The 25,989-nt window shown below is 71.8% G+C and carries 26 protein-coding genes; 12 read left to right on the top strand and 14 right to left on the bottom strand.

All coding sequences use genetic code 11. The features are described from left to right. The first annotated feature begins 69 nt into the window (after window positions 1-69). Entirely contained in the window at window positions 70-300 is a 231-nt protein-coding gene (locus F8A92_RS09025) for a hypothetical protein (protein ID WP_153504837.1), read from the top strand. A gap of 104 nt (window positions 301-404) precedes the next feature. Here the strand turns inward: F8A92_RS09025 and rpsA are convergent, their stop codons facing one another. Next, window positions 405-1,886, bottom strand: a complete 1,482-nt coding sequence (rpsA, locus tag F8A92_RS09020; RefSeq protein ID WP_267130040.1) for a 30S ribosomal protein S1 — start codon at window positions 1,884-1,886, stop codon at window positions 405-407. A 245-nt stretch (window positions 1,887-2,131) separates the two neighbouring features. On the opposite strand from rpsA, the gene F8A92_RS09015 reads away from it, so the two are divergent. Continuing rightward, window positions 2,132-3,682, top strand: a complete 1,551-nt coding sequence (locus tag F8A92_RS09015) for an ATP-dependent DNA ligase (RefSeq protein WP_228389311.1) — start codon at window positions 2,132-2,134, stop codon at window positions 3,680-3,682. A gap of 44 nt (window positions 3,683-3,726) precedes the next feature. On the opposite strand, the gene F8A92_RS09010 is transcribed toward F8A92_RS09015, so the two are convergent. After that, the gene (locus tag F8A92_RS09010) at window positions 3,727-4,503 is read right to left on the bottom strand and encodes a hypothetical protein (RefSeq protein WP_153504835.1); all 777 of its coding nucleotides are present in this window, start codon (window positions 4,501-4,503) and stop codon (window positions 3,727-3,729) included. 390 nt (window positions 4,504-4,893) lie between these two features. On the opposite strand from F8A92_RS09010, the gene F8A92_RS09005 reads away from it, so the two are divergent. After that, window positions 4,894-5,730 (top strand): class I SAM-dependent methyltransferase, encoded by an 837-nt coding sequence (locus tag F8A92_RS09005; protein WP_194291422.1) that lies wholly within the window; start codon window positions 4,894-4,896, stop codon window positions 5,728-5,730. A 113-nt stretch (window positions 5,731-5,843) separates the two neighbouring features. Here F8A92_RS09005 and F8A92_RS09000 read toward each other — a convergent pair whose 3' ends face one another. Further along, on the bottom strand, window positions 5,844-6,800 hold the full coding sequence (locus F8A92_RS09000; protein WP_153504833.1) for an electron transfer flavoprotein subunit alpha/FixB family protein: 957 nt from the start codon (window positions 6,798-6,800) through the stop codon (window positions 5,844-5,846). A gap of 22 nt (window positions 6,801-6,822) precedes the next feature. Beyond that, window positions 6,823-7,602 (bottom strand): electron transfer flavoprotein subunit beta/FixA family protein, encoded by a 780-nt coding sequence (locus F8A92_RS08995; protein ID WP_153504832.1) that lies wholly within the window; start codon window positions 7,600-7,602, stop codon window positions 6,823-6,825. Window positions 7,603-7,816: 214 nt separating this feature from the next. Between F8A92_RS08995 and F8A92_RS08990 the strand changes: the two genes are divergently transcribed. Further along, a complete protein-coding gene (locus F8A92_RS08990; RefSeq protein WP_153504831.1) occupies window positions 7,817-9,427 on the top strand; it encodes a bifunctional metallophosphatase/5'-nucleotidase in 1,611 nt (536 codons plus the stop codon). A 70-nt stretch (window positions 9,428-9,497) separates the two neighbouring features. Continuing rightward, window positions 9,498-9,797, top strand: coding sequence for a hypothetical protein (locus F8A92_RS08985; protein WP_153504830.1), 300 nt, complete (start codon window positions 9,498-9,500; stop codon window positions 9,795-9,797). A gap of 6 nt (window positions 9,798-9,803) precedes the next feature. On the opposite strand, the gene hppD is transcribed toward F8A92_RS08985, so the two are convergent. After that, window positions 9,804-11,009 carry a 4-hydroxyphenylpyruvate dioxygenase gene (gene hppD / locus F8A92_RS08980; RefSeq protein ID WP_153504829.1) on the bottom strand — a complete coding sequence of 402 codons (1,206 nt, stop codon included), beginning with the start codon at window positions 11,007-11,009 and terminating at the stop codon, window positions 9,804-9,806. Between the two features lie 178 nt (window positions 11,010-11,187). Here hppD and F8A92_RS08975 point away from each other — a divergent pair, with 178 nt between their 5' ends. From F8A92_RS08975 to F8A92_RS08960, 4 genes are all read left to right on the top strand, one after another. Then, window positions 11,188-11,685, top strand: a complete 498-nt coding sequence (locus tag F8A92_RS08975; protein ID WP_153504828.1) for an Lrp/AsnC family transcriptional regulator — start codon at window positions 11,188-11,190, stop codon at window positions 11,683-11,685. A gap of 143 nt (window positions 11,686-11,828) precedes the next feature. Next, complete coding sequence (locus F8A92_RS08970; RefSeq protein ID WP_153504827.1) at window positions 11,829-13,247, top strand: OB-fold domain-containing protein; 1,419 nt, start codon at window positions 11,829-11,831, stop codon at window positions 13,245-13,247. Continuing rightward, a complete protein-coding gene (locus tag F8A92_RS08965; protein WP_153504826.1) occupies window positions 13,244-14,437 on the top strand; it encodes an acetyl-CoA acetyltransferase in 1,194 nt (397 codons plus the stop codon). The genes F8A92_RS08970 and F8A92_RS08965 overlap by 4 nt, the downstream gene beginning before the upstream one ends. Before the next feature lie 35 nt (window positions 14,438-14,472). Further along, the gene (locus tag F8A92_RS08960; RefSeq protein WP_153504825.1) at window positions 14,473-15,993 is read left to right on the top strand and encodes an AMP-binding protein; all 1,521 of its coding nucleotides are present in this window, start codon (window positions 14,473-14,475) and stop codon (window positions 15,991-15,993) included. Between the two features lie 13 nt (window positions 15,994-16,006). Here F8A92_RS08960 and F8A92_RS08955 read toward each other — a convergent pair whose 3' ends face one another. From F8A92_RS08955 to F8A92_RS08945, 3 genes are all read right to left on the bottom strand, one after another. Continuing rightward, window positions 16,007-17,350 (bottom strand): class II 3-deoxy-7-phosphoheptulonate synthase, encoded by a 1,344-nt coding sequence (locus tag F8A92_RS08955; protein ID WP_153504824.1) that lies wholly within the window; start codon window positions 17,348-17,350, stop codon window positions 16,007-16,009. Between the two features lie 76 nt (window positions 17,351-17,426). Then, window positions 17,427-17,924: a polyadenylate-specific 3'-exoribonuclease AS gene (locus tag F8A92_RS08950; RefSeq protein WP_153504823.1), complete on the bottom strand. Its 498-nt coding sequence runs from the start codon at window positions 17,922-17,924 to the stop codon at window positions 17,427-17,429. Window positions 17,925-17,929: 5 nt separating this feature from the next. Continuing rightward, window positions 17,930-18,688 carry a lysophospholipid acyltransferase family protein gene (locus F8A92_RS08945; RefSeq protein ID WP_153504822.1) on the bottom strand — a complete coding sequence of 253 codons (759 nt, stop codon included), beginning with the start codon at window positions 18,686-18,688 and terminating at the stop codon, window positions 17,930-17,932. A 113-nt stretch (window positions 18,689-18,801) separates the two neighbouring features. Here F8A92_RS08945 and F8A92_RS08940 point away from each other — a divergent pair, with 113 nt between their 5' ends. Then, on the top strand, window positions 18,802-19,590 hold the full coding sequence (locus tag F8A92_RS08940; protein WP_153504821.1) for an alpha/beta hydrolase: 789 nt from the start codon (window positions 18,802-18,804) through the stop codon (window positions 19,588-19,590). Window positions 19,591-19,594: 4 nt separating this feature from the next. Then, complete coding sequence (locus tag F8A92_RS08935; RefSeq protein ID WP_153504820.1) at window positions 19,595-20,341, top strand: hypothetical protein; 747 nt, start codon at window positions 19,595-19,597, stop codon at window positions 20,339-20,341. A 57-nt stretch (window positions 20,342-20,398) separates the two neighbouring features. Here the strand turns inward: F8A92_RS08935 and F8A92_RS08930 are convergent, their stop codons facing one another. From F8A92_RS08930 to F8A92_RS08920, 3 genes are read right to left on the bottom strand one after another with little or no spacing between them, the layout of a single operon-like run. Continuing rightward, window positions 20,399-20,575, bottom strand: a complete 177-nt coding sequence (locus tag F8A92_RS08930) for a hypothetical protein (protein WP_153504819.1) — start codon at window positions 20,573-20,575, stop codon at window positions 20,399-20,401. Beyond that, a complete protein-coding gene (locus tag F8A92_RS08925) occupies window positions 20,572-21,372 on the bottom strand; it encodes a hypothetical protein (RefSeq protein WP_153504818.1) in 801 nt (266 codons plus the stop codon). Before F8A92_RS08925 ends, F8A92_RS08930 begins: the two co-directional genes overlap by 4 nt. After that, window positions 21,373-21,813, bottom strand: coding sequence for an SRPBCC family protein (locus tag F8A92_RS08920; RefSeq protein ID WP_153504817.1), 441 nt, complete (start codon window positions 21,811-21,813; stop codon window positions 21,373-21,375). A gap of 126 nt (window positions 21,814-21,939) precedes the next feature. On the opposite strand from F8A92_RS08920, the gene F8A92_RS08915 reads away from it, so the two are divergent. Further along, window positions 21,940-23,748, top strand: a complete 1,809-nt coding sequence (locus F8A92_RS08915) for an AMP-dependent synthetase/ligase (protein ID WP_153504816.1) — start codon at window positions 21,940-21,942, stop codon at window positions 23,746-23,748. Here the strand turns inward: F8A92_RS08915 and F8A92_RS08910 are convergent. From F8A92_RS08910 to F8A92_RS08900, 3 genes are all read right to left on the bottom strand, one after another. Beyond that, a complete protein-coding gene (locus F8A92_RS08910) occupies window positions 23,745-24,866 on the bottom strand; it encodes a glycosyltransferase family 4 protein (RefSeq protein ID WP_153504815.1) in 1,122 nt (373 codons plus the stop codon). The genes F8A92_RS08915 and F8A92_RS08910 overlap by 4 nt on opposite strands. Continuing rightward, window positions 24,863-25,480, bottom strand: coding sequence for a hypothetical protein (locus F8A92_RS08905; RefSeq protein WP_153504814.1), 618 nt, complete (start codon window positions 25,478-25,480; stop codon window positions 24,863-24,865). The genes F8A92_RS08910 and F8A92_RS08905 overlap by 4 nt, the downstream gene beginning before the upstream one ends. A gap of 112 nt (window positions 25,481-25,592) precedes the next feature. Further along, window positions 25,593-25,989, bottom strand: a 397-nt coding sequence (locus F8A92_RS08900; RefSeq protein ID WP_194291421.1) for a C40 family peptidase, incomplete at its 5' end; no start/stop codon positions are given.

Below are 25,989 nucleotides of genomic sequence, written 5' to 3'. Positions count from 1 at the left end.
CGGGGCCGGCCGGACCTAGTCTAGTAAGCGACCTGTGCAATCCCTTCCGACCCTCACAAAGGGGGCCCCATGTCGCGACACGCGCTTCCCCATCAGCGTGCCGGCCGGCACCGTTTCGGCCGCGGCGACCGCGTGTACTGCCGCGAGCTGGCGGCCACCCGTGACTACTACGCCATGCGGGTCCGCCCGCGGCGCTGGTGGCACATGTTCAGCGTGAGCCGTTCGCGTCACTCGCTGGACTGGATGCGCCAGACCGGCCAGCACGCCCGCCCGGCGTTCGCGTTGATCATGTCCCTGTAGCGCACCGCCTCCCGCGACGCGGCCGGCCTCGTCGGTCGCCGCTCACTACGACAAGAAGACCCCCACCCGAGCGGGTGGGGGTCTTCTCGTGTGTCGCGGAGGTGCTACTGGCCGCCGGCCAGCTTCTCACGCAGCGCGGCCAGTGCCTCGTCCGAGGCGAGCGTGCCCGAGCCGGACTCGCTGTTCGAGGAGAACGAGCCGCCGGTGCCCTGCTCGATCGCGGCCTCGGCATCGGCCGCCTTGGCCTCGTCGATCTGCTTGATGTGGGCCTCGTAGCGAGCCTGGGCCGCGGCGTACTCCCGCTCCCAGTTCTCGCGCTGCTGCTCGTAGCCGGGCAGCCACTCCTGGGTCTCGGCGTCGAAGCCCTCGGGGTAGATGTAGTTGCCCTGCTCGTCGTACTGGGCCTCCATGCCGTAGGCCTCGGGGTGGAACTCCGGCTTCTCGCCGCCCTCGCCCTCGTTGGCCTGCTTCAGCGAGAGGCTGATGCGGCGACGCTCGAGGTCGATGTCGATGACCTTGACCATGATCTCGTCGCCGACCTGCGCCACCTGCTCGGGGATCTCGACGTGGCGCTCGGCCAGCTCCGAGATGTGCACCAGGCCCTCGATGCCGTCCTCGACGCGGACGAACGCGCCGAACGGAACCAGCTTGGTGACCTTGCCGGGCACGACGTGGCCGATCTGGTGGGTCCGGGCGAACTGCCGCCACGGGTCCTCCTGGGTCGCCTTCAGCGACAGCGAGACGCGCTCGCGGTCCAGGTCGACCTCGAGAACCTCGACGGTGACCTCGTTGCCGACCTCGACGACCTCGGACGGGTGGTCGATGTGCTTCCAGGACAGCTCCGAGACGTGCACCAGGCCGTCGACGCCACCGAGGTCGACGAACGCGCCGAAGTTGACGATCGAGGACACGACGCCCTTGCGGACCTGGCCCTTCTGCAGCTGGTGCAGGAACTCGCTGCGGACCTCCGACTGGGTCTGCTCGAGGAAGGCGCGGCGCGACAGGACCACGTTGTTGCGGTTCTTGTCGAGCTCGATGATCTTGGCCTCGATCTCCTTGCCGACGTACGGCTGGAGGTCGCGCACGCGGCGCATCTCGACCAGCGACGCCGGCAGGAAGCCGCGCAGACCGATGTCGAGGATGAGGCCGCCCTTGACGACCTCGATGACGGTGCCCGTGACGGGCTCGTCCTTCTCCTTGAGCTCCTCGATCTTGCCCCAGGCCCGCTCGTACTGAGCGCGCTTCTTCGACAGGATCAGCCGGCCTTCCTTGTCCTCCTTCTGCAGGACCAGAGCCTCGACCTCGTCGCCGACCTCGACGACCTCGTTGGGGTCGACGTCGTGCTTGATGGACAGCTCACGGGAAGGGATGACGCCCTCGGTCTTGTAACCGATGTCAAGCAGTACCTCGTCGCGATCGACCTTGACGATCGTGCCGGAGACGATATCCCCGTCGTTGAAGTATTTGATGGTGGCATCGACGGCGGCGAGGAAGTCCTCGGCCGAGCCGATGTCGTTGATGGCGACCTGCGGGGTCGTCGTGGCGCTCGCGGTAGTAGCGGTCATGTAGAAGGTTGCTCCGGACATGGATATCGGACTGTGGTCGCGCGCCAGGTCCCTTGACGACGGGCCGCCAGCGGCGACGCGAACCGGTCCGGTGGTTCAGGAGGCTCGCGCGATGCGACGGCGGACGTCGGGCACGGCCTGCTCCATTCCGAGGCAGCGCAGACCTGTAGCGCATTGTTCATCGTACGCAGTTTGTCCACCCCAGGCTAGGTGGCCCCGGCGTACCGCCGGTGCGGTGGCTCACAACCCCGGGCAGGATGAGGCGCATGACGACTGCCGCCGACGGAACCAGCCTCGCCCACGTGGACGCCGTCCTGAGCGACGTGGCGGCGACCCGCTCGCGCACCGCGAAGACGGCGGCGCTCGCGACCTTGCTGGCGTCCGCTCGCCCGGACGAGGTGGAGGCGCTGGTCGGCGTGCTGCTCGGGCGGCCCCGGCAGGGCCGCGTCGGCATTGGCTGGCGCGGCCTGCAGACCGCCCGCGCCGCCGCATCGCCCGCCGGCGCCCCGTCGTTGACCGTGCGCGATCTGGACCGCGCGCTCGAGCGGTACGCGGCGCTCGGCGGGAGCGGATCGGCAGCGGCCCGCAGCGCCGTGCTGGCCGGGCTCTTCACCGCCGCGACGGAGCCGGAGCAGGACCTGCTGATGCGCGTCCTCGGCGGCGAGGTGCGCACCGGGGCGCTGGAGGGCGTGCTCGTCGACGCGGCCGCGGCAGCGGCCGGCCTGCCCAAGGACGCCGTGCGCCGGGCGGTGATGCTCGGCGGCTCCCTCGGCGGCACGATCGCCCGCGCCCTGCTCGAGCCGGACGCCGTGGCGGGCATCGGCCTGGCCGTGGGCGTCCCCGTGCAGCCGATGCTGGCCTCGACCGCCGCGAACGTCGGCGACGGCCTCCGGGTCGTCGACGGTCCGGCCTCCGTCGAGCACAAGCTCGACGGAGCCCGCATCCAGGTGCACCGGCGCGGGACCGACGTCCGCGTGTTCACCCGCACCCTCGCCGACGTCACCGGCCGGGTTCCCGAGATCGTCGACGCGGCGCGCGCGCTCCCGTGCTCCGACGTCATCCTCGACGGCGAGTCGCTGACCCTCGACCAGGACGGGGCGCCCCGACCCTTCCAGGAGACCATGAGTCGGTTCGGCGCGAGCGCTCCGCGCGCCGAGCTGCTCGCGCCCCGGTTCTTCGACGTCCTGCACGTCGACGGTCGGGACCTGATCGACGAGCCGCTGCGCCGCCGGCGCGAGGAGCTGACCCGGCTCGCCCCCGACCTGCTGATCGACGGCGCCGTCACCGACGACGCCGACGAAGCCGCGCGGGTCCTCGACGAGGCGCTCGCGGCCGGTCACGAGGGCGTGATGATCAAGGACGTCGACAGCCCGTACGCCGCGGGCCGCCGCGGCAAGGCATGGCTGAAGGTCAAGCCGGTGCACACCTACGACCTGGTGGTGCTGGCCGCCGAGTGGGGGTCGGGGCGGCGGCGTGGCTGGCTGTCGAACCTGCACCTCGGGGCGCTCGACCCCGCGGGCGACTACGGCGAGCCCGGAGAATTCGTGATGGTCGGCAAGACGTTCAAGGGGCTGACCGACGAGCTCCTGCGGTGGCAGACGGCCACCTTCCCGCAGTACGAGACGCGCCGGACGCAGCACGCGGTGTTCCTGCGCCCGGAGCTCGTGGTCGAGATCGCGATCGACGGCGTCCAGGCGTCCTCGCGCTATCCCGGCGGCGTCGCGCTGCGGTTCGCGCGGGTCAAGCGGTACCGCGACGACAAGCCGCCGGCGGACGCCGACACGATCGGCACGCTGCGGTCCCTGCTGCGGACCTGATATACAGAACCGTTGTCGTAGGGATGGGGCCACAACCCATCGGGTCACCCCATCGTCCAGGCTTCATCTGCCCTAATCACGACTAACCCATATCCCTGGATAAACAGCGTGCCGCTGTACGAACCGATCGCATTGACCAAAAGTTGACTGCTTTTAGTCGATATGAACCGGAGCACCACGTTGTGCTGGCAACTGATGCACGAGAACGGAACCGCCCCTGGCGCCTGACCCAGGAGAAACACGCTGTCGCCTGTGCCGCTTGTGGGTAGCGCACGCATCTCGATCGACGCGAGGGGCACCACCTGGACACTCCACGGCCCGCTGGAGTTGATGATCAGATTGCCGACGGGCTTTCCGTCCAAGCCGACAGCGACGGTGCCCTTGTAAGAACCGATGGTGTTGACCAGTAGGTCATTTGTGTCCGTTTTGACGACGAAGTTACTCCCACCATCGTACGCAACGATTAGTGCTGAGATGCCCGGTATGGATACGGGCAAAACGCTGTCTCCTGAGCCGGTCATCGGCGCCGCGGGCGGTGCCGGCGCGGCGCTTGGCTTGGCGCTTGGGGCGGCGCTGGTGGTCGGCGCGGGGAGCTCGGCCATGACGGCATTAGCAGCTCGGTATGCCTCCCCTGCGGTCTCGACGACTTTCATGCAGGCTGTGTCCCCCGGGGGCTTCTTGTAACACTTTTCCGCCGTCACGGCGTCGGTGGCCTCGATCGCAGCCGCGAGGAGCGAGGAAACACCATCAGTTGTCTTCGTCGACCAGTAGCTCTCGGGCGCCTCCGCAAGAGCTTCAGCGGCTAGGTACGCCTCAGACATTTCGTCCAGACAGTACCCATTTGCGCCCTCGAGACAGTTCGCCAATTCTGCTGCTTTATCCCTAAAGGCAATACAAGCGTCGCTCCCGCAATAGACGCCACCGTCGTCCAATTCCACAGACTGGACAACGCCTGTCGGCGACGCGGATTGAGATTTGCTGGACGGGGATGCTGTCGAGTCGCCTCCACCGGGGGACGAACATCCGGTCAACGCGAGTAGCGACACGACCGCAGAAACCCAGATTCGTCGCACGGGCACTCCTAGTGATTCGACTCGACCGATGACGTGAGACTAGCGCACGCTCCAGACGACAATTCACAGAATTGCGCGAACCGGCGCACCTCCTTGGGCTCCGTCGCCGCCCACTCCTCCGCGCCTAGGCTTGAGCGCGTGACTCTCACTCCGCCCAGCGGCCTCGGCCGGCTCGCCGGCGTCCAGCAGCGTGCGGTCGGTGCCGACGAGGCCCGGCGCGCCGCCCGGCACTGGTGGGACGTCGACGCCGACAACTACCTCGGCGAGCACGTCGCCGACCTCGGCGAGGTGGACTTCCTGTGGTGCCCCGAAGGGCTGCGCGAGGGTGAGGCCCGGCTACTGGGCGACCCGGCGACGCTGCGCGGCGCCCGGGTCCTCGAGGTGGGCTGCGGGTCCGCGCCGGTCGCCCGCTGGCTGGCCGCGCACGGCGCCCGGCCGGTCGGGCTCGACCTCTCCGGAGCGATGCTGCGGCACGCCGCCGCCGCGAACCGCCGAACGGGGATCGACGTACCGCTCGTGCAGGCCGACGCGACCGCGCTCCCGCTCGCCGAGGCGTCGATGGACCTCGCGGTCTCGGCGTTCGGCGCGATCGCGTTCGTCGCGGCCCCCGAGCTGGTGATGCGGGAGGTCCACCGGGTGCTGCGCCCCGGCGGCCGGTTTGTGTGGTCGACCAACCACCCCATCCGCTGGGTGCTGCCGGACTCCCCCGACCCGGCCGACCTGACGGTCCGTTCGTCGTACTTCGATCCCGCGGCCTACGTCGAGATCGACGACGCCGGCCGGGCGACCTACGTCGAGACGCACCGCACGATGAGCCAGCGGGTGCGCGACATCGTGGCGGCCGGTTTCGTGCTGGAGGACCTGATCGAGCCCGAGTGGACGCCGGGCCGCGACGTCACCTGGGGCCAGTGGTCCCCCGAGCGCGGCGCCCTGGTGCCCGGCACGGTGATCTTCAGCTGCCGCAAGCCGGGCTGAGCGGCCGGCCTCCGCAACGCCGAAAGCGGGGTTCGCCGGCGAGAACGGGGAAACTTCCCCGCTGCTGCCGGCGAACCCCGCTTCAGGTCCGCTGAGCGACGTACGCCCGAGGGCTACTTGCGCGCCTTGACCGCCTCGGTCGCCTGCGGGACGACGTTGAACAGGTCGCCCACGACACCGAAGTCGGCGAGCTCGAAGATCGGCGCCTCGGGGTCCTTGTTGACCGCGACGATCGTCTTCGAGGTCTGCATGCCGGCGCGGTGCTGGATGGCACCGGAGATGCCGCACGCGACGTACAGCTGCGGCGAAACCGTCTTGCCGGTCTGCCCGACCTGGAACTGGTGCGGGTAGAAGCCGGAGTCGACGGCGGCGCGCGAGGCGCCGACGGCCGCCTTCATCGAGTCGGCGAAGTCCTCGATGACCTTGAAGTTCTCCGCCGACGCGACGCCGCGCCCACCGGAGACCACGATGTTGGCCTCGGTGAGCTCCGGACGCGAGCCGGTGGACTCCTCGACGCGGTCCAGGATCGCCGAGCGCTTGGCGGCGTCGGAGATCTGCACCTGCACGTCCTCACGCGCGCCGGCGCCGGCCTGCGGCTGGGCGGCGATCGAGTTCGGACGCACCGTGATGATCGCGACCGGGCCCTTGACCTTCGACTTCACGGTCATCGCACCGGCGAAGATCGACTGGGTGGCGACGCCGTCGGCGTCGACGTCGACGGCGTCGGTGAGCAGGCCGTTGCCCGTCTTCAGCGCGAGGCGGCCGGCGATCTCCTTGCCGTCCTGGCTCGAGGCGATGAGCACGGCGGCCGGCGACTTCTCGGAGACGAGCTGCGCGAGCACCTCGGCCTTCGGCGCCACCGAGTAGCCGGCGACGTCGTCGCCCTCGGCGACGTAGATCTTCTCCGCACCGGCCTCCGCGAGCGCCGAGGCGATGGCGTCGGCGGTGCCGGCGGGGCCGAGGACGACGGCCGAGGGCTCACCGATGGTGCGCGCCGCGGTCAGCAGCTCTCCGGTCGCCTTCTTCAGCTCGCCGTCCTGGGTTTCGACAAGAACAAGTACTTCAGCCATGGGGTTTTCTTCCTTTCCTTGCCTAGACGAGCTTCTGGCTCACGAGGTACTGCACGAGCTTGGTGCCCCCGTCGCCCTCGTCGACGACCTTCTCGCCGGCCTGGCGCGGCGGACGCGGCGCGGCCTCGAGGACCTCGGAGGTCGCGTTCTCCAGCCCGACCTCGGACGCGTCGACGTCCACGTCGGCCAGCGACCACTGGTCGATCGGCTTCTTCTTCGCCGCCATGATGCCCTTGAACGAGGGGTAGCGCGGCTCGTTGATGGTGTCCCACACCGAGATGATCGCGGGCATCTGGCCCTGGACGACCTCGAAGCCGCCGTCGACCTGGCGCTCGATGGTGACCACGTCGTCCTCGATGCCGATGCTGCGGGCGCCGGTGAGCTGGGTGGCGCCGGTGAGCTCGGAGAGCATCGCTGGGATGACCGACACGCGGCCGTCGGTGGCCTCGGCGCCGGAGAGCACCAGATCCCACTCGAGCTTGCCGAGCGCAGCGGCGATGACCTTCGCGGTGCCGACCGCGCAGGATCCGGCGATGGCGTCGTCGGTGACGAGCACGCCCTTGTCGGCCCCCATCTGCAGCGCCTTGCGGACGGTGTCGGTAGCGGTCGCCGGTCCCACGGACAGGACGGTCACCTCGCCGTCGAAGGCCTCCTTCATCTTCAGGGCCTCCTCGATGGCGTATTCGTCCATCTCGTTGAGGACCAGGTCCGCGTTCTCGCGGTCGACGGTCTTGTCATTGTCGGTGAGCGTGCGCGGGTTGCCCGAGTCGGGCACCTGCTTCGCGAGTACGACGATCTTCATCGTCAGCCGAACCTCCTGTGAGCAGTGGAGCCGTTCCGGCGTACGCCGGGTGGCGATTGCAGCAGTGACGCCGTGCGCCGCTTCCGTCGAAAATATCGCGGGCGCCGCGGCACGATGACGGCGCCTCCGAGGTTACCGATCAGTAACCCGGGGGCGTCGTAACCACCAACGTACGCCGCCGCGCGCCACCGCGCCGACCTGGCACCATTACCGGATGCCCGACCTCGCTCCCACCGTCGGCCGTCCTGCGCGCCCGGGCGGCACCCGGCTCACGCTCCTGGGAATCACCGACTCGCACGGCGCGATCCTCGACTGGGACTACGTGGCCGACGCTCCCCCGGCCACCGGCGGGAGCCTGGCGCGGGTCTCGACGCTGGTCCGGCAGATCCGGGCCGCCGAGCCGCACGTGCTCCTGCTGGACGTCGGCGACTCCATCCAGGGCACGCCGCTGGTGTCGCTGGCCGCCCGCTCACCGCTGGGTCGACATCCGGTCGCCGCGGCGCTCGACGTGCTCGGTGTCGACGCTGCCTGCCTGGGCAACCACGAGCTCGACTTCGGGACCGCCGTCCTCGCCCGCTACGTGGCCGACTGCGCGCACCCGGTGCTGGCCGCCAACTTCGCCGGGCTGCCGGGCATCGGCAGCAGCACGATGATCGACGTCGACACGCCGGCGCTCGGCCGCATCCGGGTCGGCGTGCTCGGGCTGAGCACGCCGGGGACCCTCGTCTGGAACGCCCGTCAGCTCGCCGGCAGCGCGTCGGCCGAGGGCATCGTCGAGTGCGCGCGCACCGCCGTCCCGCGGCTGCGGGCGGACGGCGCCGACCTGGTCGTGGTGCTCTGCCACAGCGGTCTGGGCCCGTCCTCGACGTACGGCTCGGCCCTGCCCTGGCCGGAGAACGACGGCCGTCGGCTCATCGCGGAGGTGCCGGGCATCGACGCGGTGCTGCTGGGCCACCTGCACGTCGACGTGCACGGGCACGAGCCCGGGCCGGACGGCGCTCGCGTGCCGTACGTCGAGGCCGGCAGCCTCGGGCTGCGCCTGGGGCGCATCGACCTCGACGTCGACCGCGTCGACGGCGCGGTCCGGGTGACGCGCAGCGCCGTCGCCTCGCTGCCGGTCGAGTCGATGGCCGCCGACCCGCGCGTCGCCGCGGCCGTGCGCGCCGACCACGACCGCACCCTGGCGCGCTTGACGGACGTCGTCGGCCACGCCCGTACGGACATCCCCGCTCGACCGGTCCGGCTAGGCCCCTCGCCGTGCGTGGACCTCGTCAACCACGCGCAGGCGGAGGCCGTCGAACGGGCGCTGACCGGCTCGCGGTGGGCCGGCCTCCCGGTCCTGTCCGCCTCGGCGATCGCGTTCCAGCACGACGGGCTGGCCGCCGGAGCGGTGAGCGTGCGCGACATGTTCCGGCTGAGCCGGTTCGACAACGTCCTGCAGGCGGTCGTGATGACGGCGCGCGAGCTGACCGCGTATCTCGAGCACAACACGCGCTACTACGGCGACGACACGCTCCCCGACTTCAACCTCGACGCGGTCGGCGCCGCCGGTCACGACGTCGGCTATCTGGTGCACCGGATGGCCCCGGTCGGGCAACGGATCTCCGGTCTACGCATCGACGGCCGGGAGCCGGATCCGCACGAGCGCCTGGTCCTCGCGCTCACCGACTACCGCGCGTCCGGCGGGGGCGGCTTCCCCCACACCGCCGGGAATCCGGTGATCCACTCCGGAGCCCCCGTGCGGGACACGCTGACCCGATGGGTCGCCGATCGCGGCACCGTCGGCGTCGACGACATCACGGCGTCGTCCTGGTCGGTCCGGTGACCGCTCTGTCGTCCCCGTGGCGGAGGATGGACCGTCCGGGCGAGGATCGACTACCGAGCGGAGCTGACCGATGAGCCACACCCCCACGCTGTCCGGCGGTTGGCGCGCCGTCGCGGCAGCGTTGGCGCTGGCCTGGCTCGGCAGCGTCATCGCGTTTCTGGTGTTCACCGTCGGCGGGACGACGCATCGCCTCGCGGGCGTCGGGTTCATCCTCGAGCTGCTCGCCGGCCTGACCGTCCTCGGCCTGCTGCGCAACCTGGGCAAGGTGATCTCCGAGGAGGTGTCCGCGCCGGGTGACTGGGAGGTGCGCCTCGCCATGGTTAGCCTGCTGCTGGTCGCCGGCGGATGGGCGCTGTTCCTCGCGTCGTAGCGCGCGCTAGATGTTGCCGCGCCGCTCCTGCTCCCGCTCGATCGCCTCGAACAGCGCCTGGAAGTTGCCCTTGCCGAAGCCGAGCGAGCCGTGCCGCTCGATCAGCTCGAAGAACAGCGTCGGGCGATCGCCGATGGGCTTGGTGAAGATCTGCAGCAGATAGCCGTCCTCGTCCCGGTCGACCAGGATGCCGCGGGCCTGCAGCTCGTCGATCGGCACCCGCACCTCACCGATCCGCGCGCGGAGCGCAGGGTCCTCGTAGTACGAGCCCGGGGTGTCCAGGAACTCGATCCCGTTCGCGCGCAATGCATCGACCGTCGCGAGGATGTCGTTGGTGGCCAGCGCGAGGTGCTGCGTGCCGGCGCCCTGATAAAACTCCAGGTACTCGTCGATCTGGCTCTTGCGCTTGCCGGGAGCGGGCTCGTTGAGCGGGAACTTGACCCGGTGGTTGCCGTTGGCGACCACCTTGCTCATCAGCGCCGAGTACTCGGTGGCGATGTCGTCGCCGATGAACTCGGCCATGTTCGTGAAGCCCATGATCGAGTTGTAGAAGTGCACCCAGCTGTCCATCCGCCCCAGCTCGACGTTGCCGACGACGTGGTCGAGAGCCTGGAAGAGCCGCTTCGGGGCACCCTCGGCGCGGCGCACGGTCGACGTCCGCGCGACATAGCCGGGCAGGTACGGCCCGCCGTACCGCGACCGGTCCACCAGCGTGTGGCGGGTGTCGCCGTACGTCGCGATCGTGGCCGTCCGGACGGTGCCGTGCTCGTCGGTGGCGTCCTGGGGCGCGGCGACGATGCGGGCCCCCGCCCGCGTGGCGTGCGCGATGCATCTGTCGACGTCCGGCACCTCGAGCGCGATGTCGACCACCCCGTCGCCGTGCCGGGCGTGGTGCGCGATCAGCTCGCTGTGCGGATCGACCGCGCCGTGCAGCACGAACCGCACCGCCCCGCTGCGCAGCACGTACGAATGGTGGTCGCGGTAGCCCTGCTCGGGCCCGCGGTAGGCGACGAGCTCCATCCCGAACGCGAGCTGGTAGTACAGCGCCGCCTGCGTCGCATTGCCGCAGATCCAGCCCACCGAGTCCCACCCGGTCACCGGGAACGGATCGGCATCCTCGTCGTACTCGACCAGACCGACCAGCTGCTTGAGCTCGTCCAGGCCGAGGCCGGCGAGCTTCTCCTGATCGGTGAGGGTGTCGTGGAGGGTCATGCTTCGCTCCCGGCCGTGGCCGGCCCCTCGCGGGCCGTGCTCGGGCGACTGTAAGTCCGCACCGGAACGGGCCACAACCGACGCTGGGGGGCGATGCACCGGTTGCGCAGTGCGGCGCAGCCCGGCGACGATGGGCTGTGCAATCTGCCCAGCGTCCCGGTGAAAGGCGGCGAGCTCGATGCGTCTCGACGATCTCGACCTGCGCCTGCTGGCCCTGCTGAGTGAGCGGCCCCGGATCGGCGACCTGGAGCTCTCCCGGCTCGCCGGCGTCGCGCGCGGCACCGTCACGTCCCGGCTGGCCCGGCTCGTCGACGCGGGCGTGATCCGCGGCTACGAGCCACAGGTGGACCTGGCCGCGGCGGGGTTCGCGGTGCACGCGTTCGTGTCGCTGCAGATCGCGCAGGGCCGGCTCGAGGACGTCCGCCGCGGGCTGGAGCAGGTCCCGGAGGTCATCGAGGCGTACGCGACCACCGGTGACCACGACGTCTTCTGCAAGGTCGCCGCCCGGTCGCACGAGGGCCTGCAGCAGGCGCTGCTGGCGGTCGACACGGTGGACGGCGTGACCCGCTCGAACAGCATCGTGGTGCTGTCGGAGGTGGTGGCGCGGCGGGTGCTGCCGCTGCTGCACACCGGTGACCCGCCCGACCCGGCCCGCGCCGCGCCGCCGACGCCGTAGCCAGGGAGAACCTGTTCAACGAGGCCACCAGCCGTTAATGTCCCGAGCAGCGCGGTGCTCGCTCCGGACCGACCGCGCGCGTCACCTCGACCGGGCCGCCCGCGCTGCTCGTGGCGGCCGGCGTCGAGGACGAAAGGACGATCATGAGCGATCCGGTCGGCATCCTCGCGTACGCCGGGTACGTGCCCTACCGGCGGTTGCGCCGCTCGGCGATCGCCGCGGTCCTGGGCGGCGCCGCCGGTCGCGGTACCCGGGCCGTGGCCTCGTACGACGAGGACACCACGACCATGGCCGCGGAGGCGGCGCGGGCCGCGCTCCGCGCGCGGCCCAGCGACGTCGGCAGCGTCGTCTTCTGCAGCTCCTTCCCGCCGTACGCCGACCGGACGAACGCCACGGCTCTGCACGCCGTCCTCGGGCTGCCCGAGCACGTCCGCGCCGAGGACCAGTGCGGGTCGGTGCGCAGCGCCGTCGGGGCGTTGATCGGCGCCCTGCACCGCCCGGGCGGCGCCCTGGTGGCGATCGCCGATACCCGCACCGGCCCGGCCGGCTCCGCCGACGAGTCCGGGGGCGGGGACGGCGCGGCCGCGTTCGTGGTGGGTCGCGGCGACGTGCTCGCCGAAGTGCTCGGGACGGGGGCGGCGACCTCGGAGTTCCTGGACCGGTGGCGCGCGCCGGGAGAGCCGTGGGCGCAGACCTGGGAGGAGCGCTTCGGTGAGGAGATCTACGCCGGACTCGCCGAACGCGCGACCGACCGGGCGCTGCAGGCCGCCGGCCTCGAGGCGGCGCACGTCGACCACTGGGCCGTGACCGGGCTGTCACCCCGCGCCGCGAGACGCTTCACGCAAGGCCTGGGGCTGGCCGAGGGCGTGCTCGTCGACGACCTGAGCGACCGGATGGGCTTCGCCGGCGCCGCTCATCCCGGGTTGCTGCTGGCCGCCATGCTCGACGACGCCCGCCCCGGCGACACGCTCGCGGTGACCGTGCTGGCCGACGGCGCGGACACCCTCCTGCTGAGGGCCACCGACGCCATCGCGCGCGCCCGCCGGCCCGAGCCGATCGCGGCGCAGCTCGCCGCCGGCGACGCGTCGCTGAGCTACGCGAGCTTCCTGACCTGGAAGGGCGAGCTCCAGCGGCCGGCGCCGCGCCGGCCGAGCCCCGACCGCGCCGTCGCGCCGGCCGCGTTCCGCGGGACCGGCTGGAAGTACGGGTTCGTCGGCAGCACCTGCGAGAAGTGCGGCACGCGGCACCTGCCGCCGCAACGAGTCTGCCTGTCCTGCCACAGCGTCGACACGATGCGCGAGGAGCAGATGGCCGACGAGCAGGCGCGCATCGCGACCTACACGATCGACCACCTCGCGTACTCCCCCGCGCCGCCGACCATCGGCGTCGTGCTCGACATCGACGGCGGCGGCCGCTTCTCGTGCGAGCTGACCGACTGCGATCCCGAGACGGTGCACGTCGGCCAGCGGGTCCGGTTCACCTTCCGCCGCGTCTCCGACGCCGGCGGGATCCACAACTACTTCTGGAAAGCACGGCCCATCGTGGAAGGAACGGCGCCATGAGCTCGCACGGAATCAAGGACCGGGTGGCGATCGTGGGAATGGGGTGCACCCGCTTCGCCGAGCACTGGGACAAGTCCGCCGACGACCTGATCGTGGACGCGGTCACCGAGACGCTCGACTCCGCCGGCGTCGGGCGGGACGCCATCGACGCCTACTGGCTCGGCACGCTGACCTCCGGCTACTCCGGGATGATGCTGTCGTCGGCGCTCAAGCTCGACTACAAGCCGGTCACCCGGGTGGAGAACTTCTGCGCCAGCGGCTCCGAGGCGTTCCGCAACGCCTGCTACGCCGTCGCCTCCGGCGCGTACGACGTCGTGATGGCCGTCGGCGTCGAGAAGCTCAAGGACTCCGGCTACTCGGGCCTGACGCGCGCCAACCCGCCGGACGACGGGACTTCGCTCTCGTTGTCCGCCCCCGCCCGGTTCTCGCTGCTGGTGCCCGCGTACGCCGAGAAGTACGGCGTCCCCCGCGAGGAGATCAAGCGCGCGATGACGCGGGTGGCCTACAAGAACCACTTCAACGGGGCCCGCAACTCCCGCGCGCAGTTCCAGCAGGAGGTCTCCGAGGAGAAGATCGCCGGCGCCGCGACGGTCGCCGGCGACCTGGGCGTGTTCGACTGCTCCGGGGTCAGCGACGGGGCCGCTGCCGCGATCATCGTGCGCGCCGAGGACGCGCACCGGTACACCGATCACCCGCTCTACGTGAAGGCGCTGGCGTTCGCCGCGGGCCCCGGGACGGGGACCTACGACCCGGCGTACGACTACACCACGTTCGAGGAGGTTGTCCGCTCCGCCCGCGACGCCTACGAGCAGGCCGAGGTGAGCAGTCCCGCCGACGACCTGATGATGGCCGAGGTGCACGACTGCTTCACGCCGACCGAGCTGGTGCTCATGGAGGACCTCGGCTTCTCCGCCCGCGGCCGGGCCGTCGCCGACACGATGTCGGACAAGTACGCGCTGGACGGCGAGCTTCCGGTCAACCCCGACGGCGGGCTCAAGAGCTTCGGGCACCCGATCGGTGCGTCCGGTCTGCGGATGCTCTACGAGTGCTGGCTGCAGCTACGGGACCAGGCGCCTCCGGAGCGCCAGATCAAGCCCCGAGGACGGCGCTACGGGCTGACCCACAACCTCGGCGGTGGCCCGGGCGAATGCGTCTCCTTCGTCGCGATCGTCGGGGCGGACCAGGGATGAGCGAGCGCGGCGGCACGAAAGGAAGGTGGCAGCCCATGACGTGGTGGACGGTCGCCCAGGAGCACCCGGAGCGGGTGGCGATCATCGACGGCGAGCGCGCGCTCACGTTCGGCGCGCTGCGATCGGTCGTCAACCGGATCGCCGCGAGCTGGGACGACCTCGGCGTCGGCCCGGGGGACGCCGTCGCCGCGGTGCTGCCCAACTGCGCGGAGCTGCTGACCCTCGAGCTCGCGGCGCTGTGCACCGGGCGGTACTTCGTGCCGATCAACCGGCACCTCACCTCCCCGGAGGTGGCCTACATCCTGGGCAACAGCCGCCCGGCCCTGGTGCTCACCTCCGACGACCTGCTCCCGACCGTGACGCGCGCCGCCGCGGACGCCGGCGTACCGGCGGCCGATCGCGTCTTCAGCACCGGTGGCGGCGAACGCGCGTTCTCGCGGGTCTGGACGGGCCGTGCCGACGCCGACCCGCAGGGGCGCACCGCGGGGTCTGTCCTGCTGTACAGCTCCGGCACCACCGGCAAGCCGAAGGGCATCCGCCGCACACTCAGCGGGTTGACGCCGGAGCAGGAGATCGCCGGCGCGGGGCCGCTGCTCGAGCTGCTGCGCCTGGGCCCCGGTCCGGGGGTGCACGCCGCGGTCGCGCCGCTGTACCACTCCGCGCCGAACTCGATGGCCGTCGGCGCGCTCAACCGCGGCGTCACGGTCGCCTGCCCACCCGGCGGCGGCTTCGACGCCGACGGCTTCCTCGACTTCGCCACCGAGGTGGGCATGACCGAGTCGTTCATGGTGCCGACCATGTTCGTGCGGCTGCTGCGGCTGCCGGACGACGTCCGGGCCGCCTTCGACCCGCGCGCGCTCCGCTCGATCGTGCACGCCGGCGCGCCGTGCCCGGTGCACGTCAAGCGGCAGATGATCCAGTGGTGGGGCCCGGTGCTGGAGGAGTTCTACGGATCGACCGAGAGCTCGGCGGTGACGACCGTGCACAGCGACGAGTGGCTCGAGGCGCCGGGGACGGTCGGCCGGGCGCGGGCCGGCTACGAGATCCAGATCCGCGACGCCGCGGGCACGCCGGTCCCGGCCGGCGAGGAGGGGCTGATCTACAGCGTCGGCAGCCAGCGCTTCGACTACGTGGGCGACCCCGACAAGACGCGCGCCAGCTGGGACGACGACGCCCTGCTCATCGGCGACGTCGGTCGGCTCGACGAGGACGGGCGGCTGTTCCTGCTGGATCGCCGGACCGACCTCATCCTCAGCGGCGGCGTCAACGTCTACCCCGCCGAGATCGAGGCCACGCTGCTCGAGCACTCGGGGGTGGACGACGTGGCCGTGGTCGGCCTGCCCGACGACGAATGGGGCCAGCGGGTCGTCGCGGTGGTGGCACCGGCCGGGCAGCGCGACCACGGCGAGCTGATCGCCGAGCTCGAGCGGTTCGCGACGCCGCGGCTGGCGAGGTTCAAGCGGCCCCGCGAGTACCGCATCGTCGAGGCGATCCCGCGGATGCCGACCGGCAAGATCAGCAGGTCGGCGATCCGCGAGAGCGTGCTGCAGGAGTGAGCGGCGGGACTCCCTAGTCGCGCAGCATCTCGGCGACGAGGAAGGCCAGCTCCAGGCTCTGCGTGGTGTTCAGGCGCGGGTCGCAGGCGGTCTCGTAGCGGCCGGCCAGATCGTCGTCGGAGAGCTCCTCCGCGCCGCCGAGGCACTCCGTCACCGGCTCACCGGTGAGCTCGACGTGCAACCCACCGGGGTGCGTGCCGAGCCCGCGGTGCACCTCGAAGAAGCCCATGACCTCGTCGAGGATCCGGTCGAAGTGCCGCGTCTTGTAGCCGTTGGACGACTCATGGGTGTTGCCGTGCATGGGGTCGCACTGCCACACCACCTTGCGGCCCTCTGCGGTGACCCGCTCGACCAGCGCCGGCAGCACCGCACGCACCTTGCCGTTGCCCATGCGGGTGATGAACGTGAGCCGCCCCGGGATGTTGTCGGGGTTGAGCCGGTCCGCGAGGGCGATCGCGTCGTCCGGGCTGGTCGTCGGGCCGAGCTTCACGCCGATCGGGTTGGCGATCCGCGAGAAGTACTCGACGTGCGCGCCGTCGAGCTGACGGGTGCGTTCGCCGATCCACACCATGTGCCCGGACAGCGAGTACGCGCGGTCCTCCTCCAGCCGGGTCAGCGCCTGCTCGTACTCGAGGATCAGCGCCTCGTGCGACGAGTAGAGGTCGACGCGCCGCAGGGCGTCGTCGTGGACGCCGCAGGCGGCCATGAACCCCAGCGCCCGGTCGATCTCGCGGGCGATCTGCTCGAAGCGCTCGCCGGCCGGCGAGCGCCGCACGAAGTCACGGTTCCAGTCGTGCACCGCCGACAGGTCCGCCAGGCCGCCGTTGGCGTAGGCGCGGATCATGTTCATCGCCGCGGCGGAATTGGCGTAGGCGCGCAGCAGCCGGTTGGCGTCCGCCTCCCGCGCGGCCTCGTTGGCCTCGATCGAGTTGACCATGTCGCCGCGGTAGCTGAGCAGCCCGAGCGAGTCCCGCTCCGACGAGCGCGGCTTGGCGTACTGACCGGCCATCCGGCCGATCTTCACGACCGGGGTGCCCGCGCCGTACGTCAGCACGACGGCCATCTGCAGCAGCGTGCGCGTGGTGTCGCGCAGGTGCGGCTCGGTGTTGTTGTCGAACGTCTCGGCGCAGTCGCCGCCCTGCAGCATGAAGGCGCGGCCCTCGGCGACGGCCGCCAGCTGCTCGGTGAGGCGGTCCGCCTCGGCCGGGGCCACAATCGGGGGCACCGCCTCGAGGGTCGCCACGGTCCGCTCGAGAAGCGCCTGGTCGGGCCACGCCGGCTGCTGCACGATAGGACGAGAGCGCCATGCGCGGTCGATCTCGGCGAGGCGGGCGGGCTTGATGAGCGGTGCAGACACGGGTCGTCCGGTTCCTCTGAGGAAGTGATGGGATCAGCCGATGGTACGGCCGCATTCCAGAATACGGGAGTCGATCTCAGGACTCGGACGGCCACGAGCCGAGGGCGTGCATGACCTTCCAGCGCTCGAGATTCTGCCGCGCGTCCACCAGGGCATCGTGCGCCCCGGGGCCGGCGACCGGCAGCGCGGGCGAGCCGAGATCGTCCCAGCGCTGCTTGAGCTCGCGGGTGAACCGCGGGATCTCCCGCGGAAGCGCGCGCATGTCGCCCCACAGCTGGCAGAGCGCGACGTGGTCGTAGGCGGCCACCCAGGCCCACAGCTCGATCGGCTCGCCGGGCTCGGTCAGGAAGGCGAGGACCTCCTCGCGGATCCGCTCCCGGCTCTTCCAGGCCGGATGCCCCGGTGACGGAAGCTTGTCCAGCACGTTCCGGCGCACCCACTCGCCCGCCTTCGACGGGTCGTGCTGCCCGGAGATCGCGTAGTACTCGCGCCCGGTCTCGTCGACGATCCCGATGGAGACCAGGTCGATGGTGACGCCGTCCTCGATGAACTCGGTGTCGTAGAAGAAGCGCATCCGGCTCAGCCGTCTTCGAGCGTGCGCTGCGGCGCCTTCGAGGCGGCGACCAGGTCGCGCACGACCCGGTCGGCGTCGTGCCCGGTCCGGTCCATGACGGTCTTCACCTTCGCGGCGTACAGGTCGACGTACTCCTGCCCCGAGAGACGCTTGATCGCCAGCATGATCTCGTCGGTGATCCGCCGCTCGATGCTCGCGTTGCCGGAGTCCTGGGGGCGGGCGTCGAAGGTCAGCGGTGCACCGAAGATCACCCGGATGTGGCCTCGCCGCCAGCGTCGCGACCCCGGCGGGTTCACCTGCTCGACACCGACCATGGCCACGGGGATCACCGGAACGCCCGTCTCGAGCGCCATCCGCGCGACGCCCGTCTTGCCGCGGTACAGCCGGCCGTCGGGTGAGCGGGTGCCCTCGGGATAGATGCCGACCAGGTGGCCCTCGCCCAGCAGCCGCTTGCAGGTGTTGATCGCGGCCTGCGCGGCGGTCCCGCTGGAGCGGTCGATGGGCACCTGGCCGGCCGCGGAGAAGAAGAACTTCATGGCCTTGCCCTTGAGCCCCGGCGTGGTGAAGTACTCCTGCTTGGCCGGGAAGGTCACCCGCCGCCGGATCATCAGCGGCATGTAGAAGGAGTCCGCGACCGCGAGATGGTTCGAGGCGATCAGCGCACCGCCGCGCTTGGGAATGTGCTCCGCCCCGGTCACCGTAGGCCGACCGAAGAACCGCAGCAGCGGTCCCATCGCGACGTACTTCATCAGCCAGTAGAACAAGGTTTCCGCCTTCGGTGCTCGTGGGGAGCCAACGTTCCGACTCTAGGGCATCATGGGCACCGGACCACGTCGTGCGGTCCGGCGACCGCACGCGCGACACGACGGGAGCAGCCATGACCTTGCTGGCCGGCGCCGAGCCCTTCGAGCAGATCGGCGACTCACCGTCGACGCGGCAGGTCGGGGTCCTGCTCTCGCACGGGTTCAGCGGCGCACCGGCCTCGATGGTGCCCTGGGCGCAGGCGCTCGCCGCCGCCGGCCACTCGGTGAGCGTGCCGCGGCTGCCCGGCCACGGCACCCGCTGGCAGGACATGAACCGCACGCGCTGGCAGGACTGGTACGGCGAGCTGGAGCGCGCCCTCGAGCGGCTCGCCGGGCACTGCGAGCGGATCGTCCTCGCCGGCCTGTCGATGGGCGGCACCCTGGCCATCCGGTTGACCGAGGAGTACGGCCCCGCCGGCGCGAAGTCCCTCGGCGACCGGCTGGTGGGCACCGTCCTGGTCAACCCGTCGCTGGCCACGCAGCGCAAGGACGCCCGGCTGCTGCCGCTGGCCCAGCGGTTCATCGGCTCGTTCCCCGGCATCGCCGGCGACATCGCGAAGCCCGGCGTGCGGGAGGTCGCCTACGACCGGCTCCCCCTCAAGGCGGCCTACTCCCTGCAGGAGCTCTGGGCGGTGGCCCGCGCGGACCTCTCGTCCTTCGTGACCCCGTTGCTGCTGTTCCAGTCGGTGACCGATCACGTCGTCGAGGCGGTGTCCTCGAAGATCCTGCTCGAGGGCGTCGCGAGCAGCGACGTCAGCCACCGCCTGCTGCACCGCTCCTTCCACGTCGCGACGCTCGACTACGACGCGCCGTACATCTTCGAGGAGTCGATCCGGTGGATCGGCGCCCACAGCGAGGGGTGACGCGGTGACGACGCCGCCGGCGCAGCCCGCGCCCGAGCACGACAACGGCATCGTCGCGCAGCGCTATCAGAAGCTGCGCAGCGTCGACCGCCGCGAGTGCGAACAGCTGCTGCGGGCGATGGCAGAGGCCGGGATCGCCTGCTACACCGCCGTTCCGCCGACCGACAGCGCTCCGACCCGCGAGGTGTTCGTCGACGCGGACCTGCACGCACGCGCCGCCGAGGTGGCCGACCAGGCGCACCGCCGCTACGCGGGACGTCGGATAGCCATCGATGCGAGCGAGGTCGACGTCCGGTTCGCGGAGCTGATCTCCTTGTTCGGCGATCCTGTCGAGCCGCGCGACGCCGGCCCCTCGGAGGTCGAGCGGACCGAGCCGCGGGCCTCGACGGCGGAGGTCGACACGGACGTCGACCGTCCTGTGGACCCGGCGCCGCGGTCCCCCGAGCCCCGCGCCACCGAGCCGTGGCGAGCGCCCGCGGACGCGCAGCCCGAGCTCCTCGACGAGGACGACGAGGGCCATTTCGAGCCGCCGCCCCCCGAGCCGCTGCCCAAGCCGACCCGGCGGGTCGTCGTCGGGATCCTGCTCATGATCGCCGGCTGCGTCGCCCTGTTCGCGCCCGGATCGGTACCCCTGTCGGGCACCGCGTCGCTGGTGCTCGGCGTGCTGCTGCTCGGTGCCGGCGTCGGGTGGCTGGTCTGGCAGCTGCGCGAGCATCCCGAGGACCCGTTCGACGACGGGTCCCGGGTCTGACCGGCGGCCGAGACGGCTCGACGGCCGTCGCCCGCTTCCCCACGGGCGGCGCCGGGATCAGGTGATCTCGATACGCTCGACCGGCGGCTCGTCGTCGTCCGCGCCGGTGGCGCCGAGCTTGTCCCGGATGGCGTCCAGCAGCCCGTCCACGCCGTCCGGCGACTCGTCGGCGAGCGCCGCAGCCAGCGCCCGCAGCTCGTCCGCGAGCGACCCGACCTCCGGCTCCTCGCTCACCGCGGCCACCTGCGCTCGTCGGGCACGAAGGTGACGACGAGCGCGTCGGGCTCGGTGGTGGCCCGCACGATCTGGCAGCGGCGCAGCACCGCCGGCAGCTCGATCGGCAGGCTGACGCCGTCGATGCCGACGAGGAGCCGGTCGTCCGCGCGAGACAGGCGCAAGCCCTCCTTGACGATGCCGCGCACGAAGATGCGCAGCTCGAACCCGCCGTCGGTCGGGCGCACCGCTCCCTCGGGAGGCTCGGCCCCGGCGATGCGCACGCCGGCCAGCGACAGCACGCGGGCGGCCCGCTCGCCCGCCCTGCCCGGCTCCGTCACCGCGGACCAGCGATCCGGGTTCCGCAGTGCGCTGCTCCACGCGCGGGCGGCCGCCAGCACGGCGCCCACCTCGACCGCGGCCGGCAACCCGCGCAACCCGGGATGCAGCCGGGTCAGGACGTCGATCGGAAACCCGGCCAGCCGGTCCTCGGCGTACCCCAGGGACGCCGCCTGCACGACGAGGTCGGTGAGCACGCCCGGCTCGGCGATGACGGCCACCGGGTGCGGGGGCGTGACGGCCGCGAGCTCGAGGATCAGCGCCGCGACCCGGGCCTGCGGCAGCGCGCCCGCCTCGTCGATGCTGACCCGGCCGACGCCGGTCGCCGTGGTGATCGCGGCCAGGACCGGGCGGAGCGCGGGCCATTGCCGCTCGACGACCGCCGGGGCGTCCTCCGGCCACCGCAGCACCCGCGCGGGCATCGGCACCGCCGGGTGGCGCGGGCACTCGAGGCCTGCGACGAGCAACGAGGTAGCCATCTACAGCGACTCGACGCGCTTCTTCAGCTCCTTGAGCGCGGTGTCCATGATGACCTTCTCGGCCTTGCGCTTCATCATCCCGATCATCGGGATCGCGAGGTCGACCGCCAACGTGTAGGTCACGTTCGTCGTCCCGTCGCCCTGGTCGTGCAGCAGGTAGGACCCCTCCTGGGCCTTCTGCATGGTGCCCTTGACCAGGCTCCAGCGGACCGCGGTCGGGTAGTCGTCCCAGTCGTAGGCGAGGGTGTACTGGTCCTTCAGGACGCCCGCATCGAGCACGAAGTCGACCGTCCGGGCCCAGCCGTTCTCGTCGGTGCGCGTCACGGCGGCCGACTTCACTGTTCCGGCCCACTCCGGGTAGGCGCTGAAATCACCGATCACCTCCATGATCTGCTCAGGTGATGCGGCGATCACGATCGCCTGTGTCGACTGCTCGACCATGGTGGGCACTCCTCCGGATCGGTCGTTCCGCTCAGCCTACTGGCTGGTTCACCGCGGCAGCCCGCGGTGCGGTGCGACCGGCGAGTACGATTCGCCGCACCGCGCCGCATCCTCGAGGAGCCCACGTTGCGAGAAGTCTCGGTCCCCGCGCTGTACGAGTGCCCCGACCAGGTGAACGTCGCGGACGTGGTCTTCGAGCTCGCGGGCAGCCACCCCCACGAGGCGGCGTTCGCGCGGCTCGGCCCGGACGGCCGGTGGGTGGACGTCGACCACGCGCGGTTCGCCCGCGACGTCCTGGGCGTGGCGAAGGGCCTGATCGCCGCCGGGGTCACGCCCGGCACCCGGGTGGCGCTGATGTCCCACACCCGCTACGAGTGGGGCGTCATCGACTTCGCGGTGCAGGCGGTGCGCGGTGTCGTCGTCCCGGTCTACGAGACCTCGAGCGCCGAGCAGATCGCCTGGATCCTCGGCGACTCCGGTGCGCGCTTCGCCTTCGTGGAGAACGCCGAGCTCGCCGCCCGGCTGGCCGAGGTCCGCGGCGAGATCCCCGAGCTCGGTGAGCCGTGGGTCATCGAGGCGGGCGCGCTCGACACCGTCGCGGCGCTCGGCGCCGACGTCCCGGACGAGCGGGTGGCGCAGCTGCGGGCCGCGACGCCAGCGGACGACGACGCGACGATCGTGTACACCAGCGGCAGCACGGGCCGCCCCAAGGGCTGCCGGCTGACGCACCGCAACCTGGTCTCCAACGCCAAGAACTCCGTCGAGTACCTCCACAGGATGCTGGTGCCCGGGTCGAGCACCCTGCTGTTCCTGCCGCTGGCCCACGTGTTCGCGCGCATCATCCAGCTCGCCGGCTTCACCGCACGGGTGCGGATCGGTCACCAGCCGGACGTCTCGCAGCTGATGACCTCGCTCGTCGAGTTCCGCCCGAGCTTCCTGCTCGCCGTCCCCCGCGTGTTCGAGAAGGTCTACAACTCCGCGGAGCAGAAGGCGCACGCCGAGGGCAAGGGCAGGATCTTCGCCCTCGCGGCGAGGACGGCGATCGCCTGGTCGCGCGGCAAGTCCGACGGACACATCCCGCTGCGGGTCCGGCTGCTGCACGGCGTGCTGGACAGGCTGGTCGGCGCCCGGCTGCGTGCCGCGCTGGGCGGCCGGTGCACGTCGTGCGTCTCCGGCGGCGCCCCGCTCGGAGAACGGCTGGGTCACTTCTTCCGCGGCATCGGGGTCGAGGTGTTCGAGGGCTACGGCATGACCGAGACCTCCCCCGTGTCCGCCGTCAATCGCGAGGGCGAGAACACCATCGGCACCGTCGGGCGCCCGCTGCCCGGCGTCAGCCTGCGCCTGGCCGACGACGGCGAGCTGCTGGTCCGCGGCCCGCACGTGTTCAAGGGCTACTGGAACAACCCGGCGGAGACCGACGCCGTCCTGCAGGACGGGTGGCTGCGTACCGGCGACCTCGCCGGTCTCGACGACGAGGGCTACCTGTCGATCACCGGCCGCAAGAAGGAGATCATCGTGACGGCGGGCGGCAAGAACGTCGCGCCGGCCGTGCTGGAGGACCGGCTGCGCTCGCATCCGCTGATCAGCCAGTGCGTCGTGGTGGGCGACCAGCGGCCGTACATCGGCGCGTTGGTCACGCTGGACGCCGACATGCTGCCCGGCTGGCTCGAGGAGCACGGGGTTCGGCGGGATCTGTCGATCGCCGAGGCGGCGAGCAACCCGGTGGTGCTCGAGGGCGTCCAGCGGGCCGTCGACGCGGCCAACAAGGCGGTCTCCCGGGCCGAGTCGATCCGCAGGTTCGTCGTCCTCGACACGGACTTCACCGAGGAGGGCGGCCAGCTGACGCCGTCGATGAAGCTCAAGCGTCGCGTGGTGCTCGACGAGTTCGCCGACCGCGTCGACGAGCTGTACGCCGGCGCGAAGGCGCCGGCCTAGCCGGCGAGCATGCCCACCAGCGCCTCGGCCTGCCGGCGCCACGTCCAGTCACGCACGACCCACTCACGCCCGGCGGCGCCCATCGCGGACGCCCGGCCCGGGTCGTCGAGCAGCTCCACGACGGCGGCCGCGACCGCCTCGGGCGAGCTCGGCTCACCCACCACGAGACCGGTGCGGCCGTCCTGCACCGCCTCCGGCGCGCCGCCGGAGGCACCGGCGATCACCGGCTTGCCCGTCGCGGCCGCCTCCAGGTAGACCATGCCCAGGCCCTCGACGTCCCAGCCCAGCCGCCGGGTGCGGGCCGGCATCGCGAACACGTCGCAGGCGGCGTACGCCGCGGGCAGCTCGCCGACGCTGCGGGGCCCGGTGAGCACCACGTGACCGGCGAGCCCGAGCCGGTCGACGCGGCGCACCAGGTGATCGGCGTACCGGCCGCCACCGACCAGCAGCAGTGCGGCGTCCGGGTGCCGGTGCAGGATCCGCGGCATGGCCTCCACCAGCACGTCCTGGCCCTTGCGCGGGACCAGCCTGGAGATGCAGCCGATGACCTGCTTGCCGGCGAGCCCGAGGGCGTCCCGGAGGTCGCTGCCGTCGACCGCCGGCGTGAAGCGGTCGACGTCGACGCCGGGCGAGAGCCGTCGCAGGTCGGTGACCGGCCCCAGCAGGCCGTGCAGCCTGGCCCGGGTGTAGTCGGTGATGTACGTCGTGACGTCGAGGCCCGCGGCGATCCGGCGGAGCACCTGGCGCGTTCCCGGCGACATCGCCCATCCCGTCTCATGCCCGTGGGTCGAGCCCACCAGCCTGCGCGCGCCGGCGCGGCGCAGCTGCGGCGCCATCAGACCGAGGGGCGCCGCCGCGCCGAACCAGACCCGGTCCGCGCCCACCCGCCGCATCGTCGCCACCACCGCGCGGGTGACCGCCGGCGTGGGCAGCAGCATCGCGGTCGGGTGCCGCACGACCTCGAACGGCGAGCCGGCGTCGTACGCCGAAGCCCCGTCTGAGGTGGAGGCGAACACCGTCACGTCCCCCGGCGGCAGCTGGTCGACGATCGCTCGGACGAAGGTCTGGATGCCGCCCTGCCGGGGCGGGTAGTCGTTCGTGACGACCAGGATCTTCATCGGGGCGTCGCCTCCAGCGCGCTCGTCCAGGTACTGAGCACCGCGTCACGGCCGAGGCCGAGCACCGCCGTCACCGCGGAGTCGAAGGCGCCCGGGTCCGCGGCACACCGCAGGTAGATCTCCCGGGCCGCCGCCATGCCTGCGTCGTCCGCCAGCACGCGCCACAGCGCCCATGCCTGGGCATACGCGGCGTCCCGCGCGGGCGACGCGGCGTGGAAGGCGGCGTCGGCGGGCGGCTCGGACGGCGCGGCGCCCGAGCGCGCCGCGGCCCAGAACCCCGCCGGGTCGGCCCCGGTGACGTCGAGCGCGACCAGGTCGGCGAACCCCTCAGCCATCCACAACGGGGCGGACGGCGCGGTCAGCGGCTGCAGCCGCACGTGCACCAGCTCGTGCGCGACCAGGACGTCGAGAGCAGCCGCCGGCATCCCGGCCACCGCGGACGGGTCGACGACCAGGCGCGCGCGCGACCCGCCGGTGCCGGCGACGGTGACCGCGGCCAGCCCGGTGCCGGCGATCGCCGGGTCGTCGGCGTTCGCCACCACGGACGGCGGCGGCCCGCCGGTGCGCAGCCGGGCATCCACCTCGGGAAGCAGCGCGGAGACGCGCGCCTGCACCGTTCCTGGCGCGGGGGCCGGCCGGGAGCGTGGGGCCGGTCCCCCGCACCCGAGCAGGACGGCATCAGCCACGGCCGCGAGGGCCGTGGCTGCTGCTCGGAGGCGGAGGGGGCTACGCGACGCGGATGCCCTTCTGCCAGCCCATCGACGAGAGGGCGACGACCTTGACGACGTCCCCCGTGGTCGGCGCGTGCACGACCTGGCCGTTGCCGATGTACATGCCTACGTGCCCGGGCATCCACACGATGTCTCCCGGGGCGAGCGACGACAACGGGACGGTGGTTCCCGCCGCGGCCTGCGCGCTCGAGGAGTGCGGCAGCGAGACACCGACCTGGCCGTAGGCCCACATCGTCAGCCCGGAGCAGTCGAAGGAGTTGGGTCCGGCCGCGCCCCAGACGTAGGGCGAGCCCAGCTTGCTCAGGGCCGCCTGCACAGCGCCCTGCGCGGTTCCGCTGCCGCCGGTGCCGGCGCTGCGGGCGGCCGGCTGCTGCGGTGCGGCGGCGGACGAC

The sequence above is a fragment of the Cumulibacter manganitolerans genome, from assembly GCF_009602465.1.
Lineage (GTDB): Bacteria > Actinomycetota > Actinomycetes > Mycobacteriales > Antricoccaceae > Cumulibacter > Cumulibacter manganitolerans.
This window is presented reverse-complemented; position numbering and strand designations above follow the sequence as displayed.

Bases quoted from the DNA above. Each gene is read 5' to 3' on its own strand.
- F8A92_RS08925 (WP_153504818.1), bottom strand. From the start codon at position 21,372: ATGGCTACCTCGTTGCTCGTCGCAGGCCTCGAGTGCCCGCGCCACCCG.
- F8A92_RS08910 (WP_153504815.1), bottom strand. From the start codon at position 24,866: ATGAAGATCCTGGTCGTCACGAACGACTACCCGCCCCGGCAGGGCGGC.
- F8A92_RS08990 (WP_153504831.1), top strand. From the start codon at position 7,817: ATGCCCGACCTCGCTCCCACCGTCGGCCGTCCTGCGCGCCCGGGCGGC.
- F8A92_RS09000 (WP_153504833.1), bottom strand. From the start codon at position 6,800: ATGGCTGAAGTACTTGTTCTTGTCGAAACCCAGGACGGCGAGCTGAAG.
- F8A92_RS08960 (WP_153504825.1), top strand. From the start codon at position 14,473: ATGACGTGGTGGACGGTCGCCCAGGAGCACCCGGAGCGGGTGGCGATC.
- F8A92_RS08985 (WP_153504830.1), top strand. From the start codon at position 9,498: ATGAGCCACACCCCCACGCTGTCCGGCGGTTGGCGCGCCGTCGCGGCA.
- F8A92_RS08950 (WP_153504823.1), bottom strand. From the start codon at position 17,924: ATGCGCTTCTTCTACGACACCGAGTTCATCGAGGACGGCGTCACCATC.
- F8A92_RS09025 (WP_153504837.1), top strand. From the start codon at position 70: ATGTCGCGACACGCGCTTCCCCATCAGCGTGCCGGCCGGCACCGTTTC.
- F8A92_RS08965 (WP_153504826.1), top strand. From the start codon at position 13,244: ATGAGCTCGCACGGAATCAAGGACCGGGTGGCGATCGTGGGAATGGGG.
- F8A92_RS08975 (WP_153504828.1), top strand. From the start codon at position 11,188: ATGCGTCTCGACGATCTCGACCTGCGCCTGCTGGCCCTGCTGAGTGAG.
- F8A92_RS08920 (WP_153504817.1), bottom strand. From the start codon at position 21,813: ATGGTCGAGCAGTCGACACAGGCGATCGTGATCGCCGCATCACCTGAG.
- F8A92_RS08995 (WP_153504832.1), bottom strand. From the start codon at position 7,602: ATGAAGATCGTCGTACTCGCGAAGCAGGTGCCCGACTCGGGCAACCCG.
- F8A92_RS08940 (WP_153504821.1), top strand. From the start codon at position 18,802: ATGACCTTGCTGGCCGGCGCCGAGCCCTTCGAGCAGATCGGCGACTCA.
- F8A92_RS08970 (WP_153504827.1), top strand. From the start codon at position 11,829: ATGAGCGATCCGGTCGGCATCCTCGCGTACGCCGGGTACGTGCCCTAC.
- F8A92_RS09010 (WP_153504835.1), bottom strand. From the start codon at position 4,503: ATGTCTGAGGCGTACCTAGCCGCTGAAGCTCTTGCGGAGGCGCCCGAG.
- F8A92_RS09015 (WP_228389311.1), top strand. From the start codon at position 2,132: ATGACGACTGCCGCCGACGGAACCAGCCTCGCCCACGTGGACGCCGTC.
- rpsA (WP_267130040.1), bottom strand. From the start codon at position 1,886: ATGTCCGGAGCAACCTTCTACATGACCGCTACTACCGCGAGCGCCACG.
- hppD (WP_153504829.1), bottom strand. From the start codon at position 11,009: ATGACCCTCCACGACACCCTCACCGATCAGGAGAAGCTCGCCGGCCTC.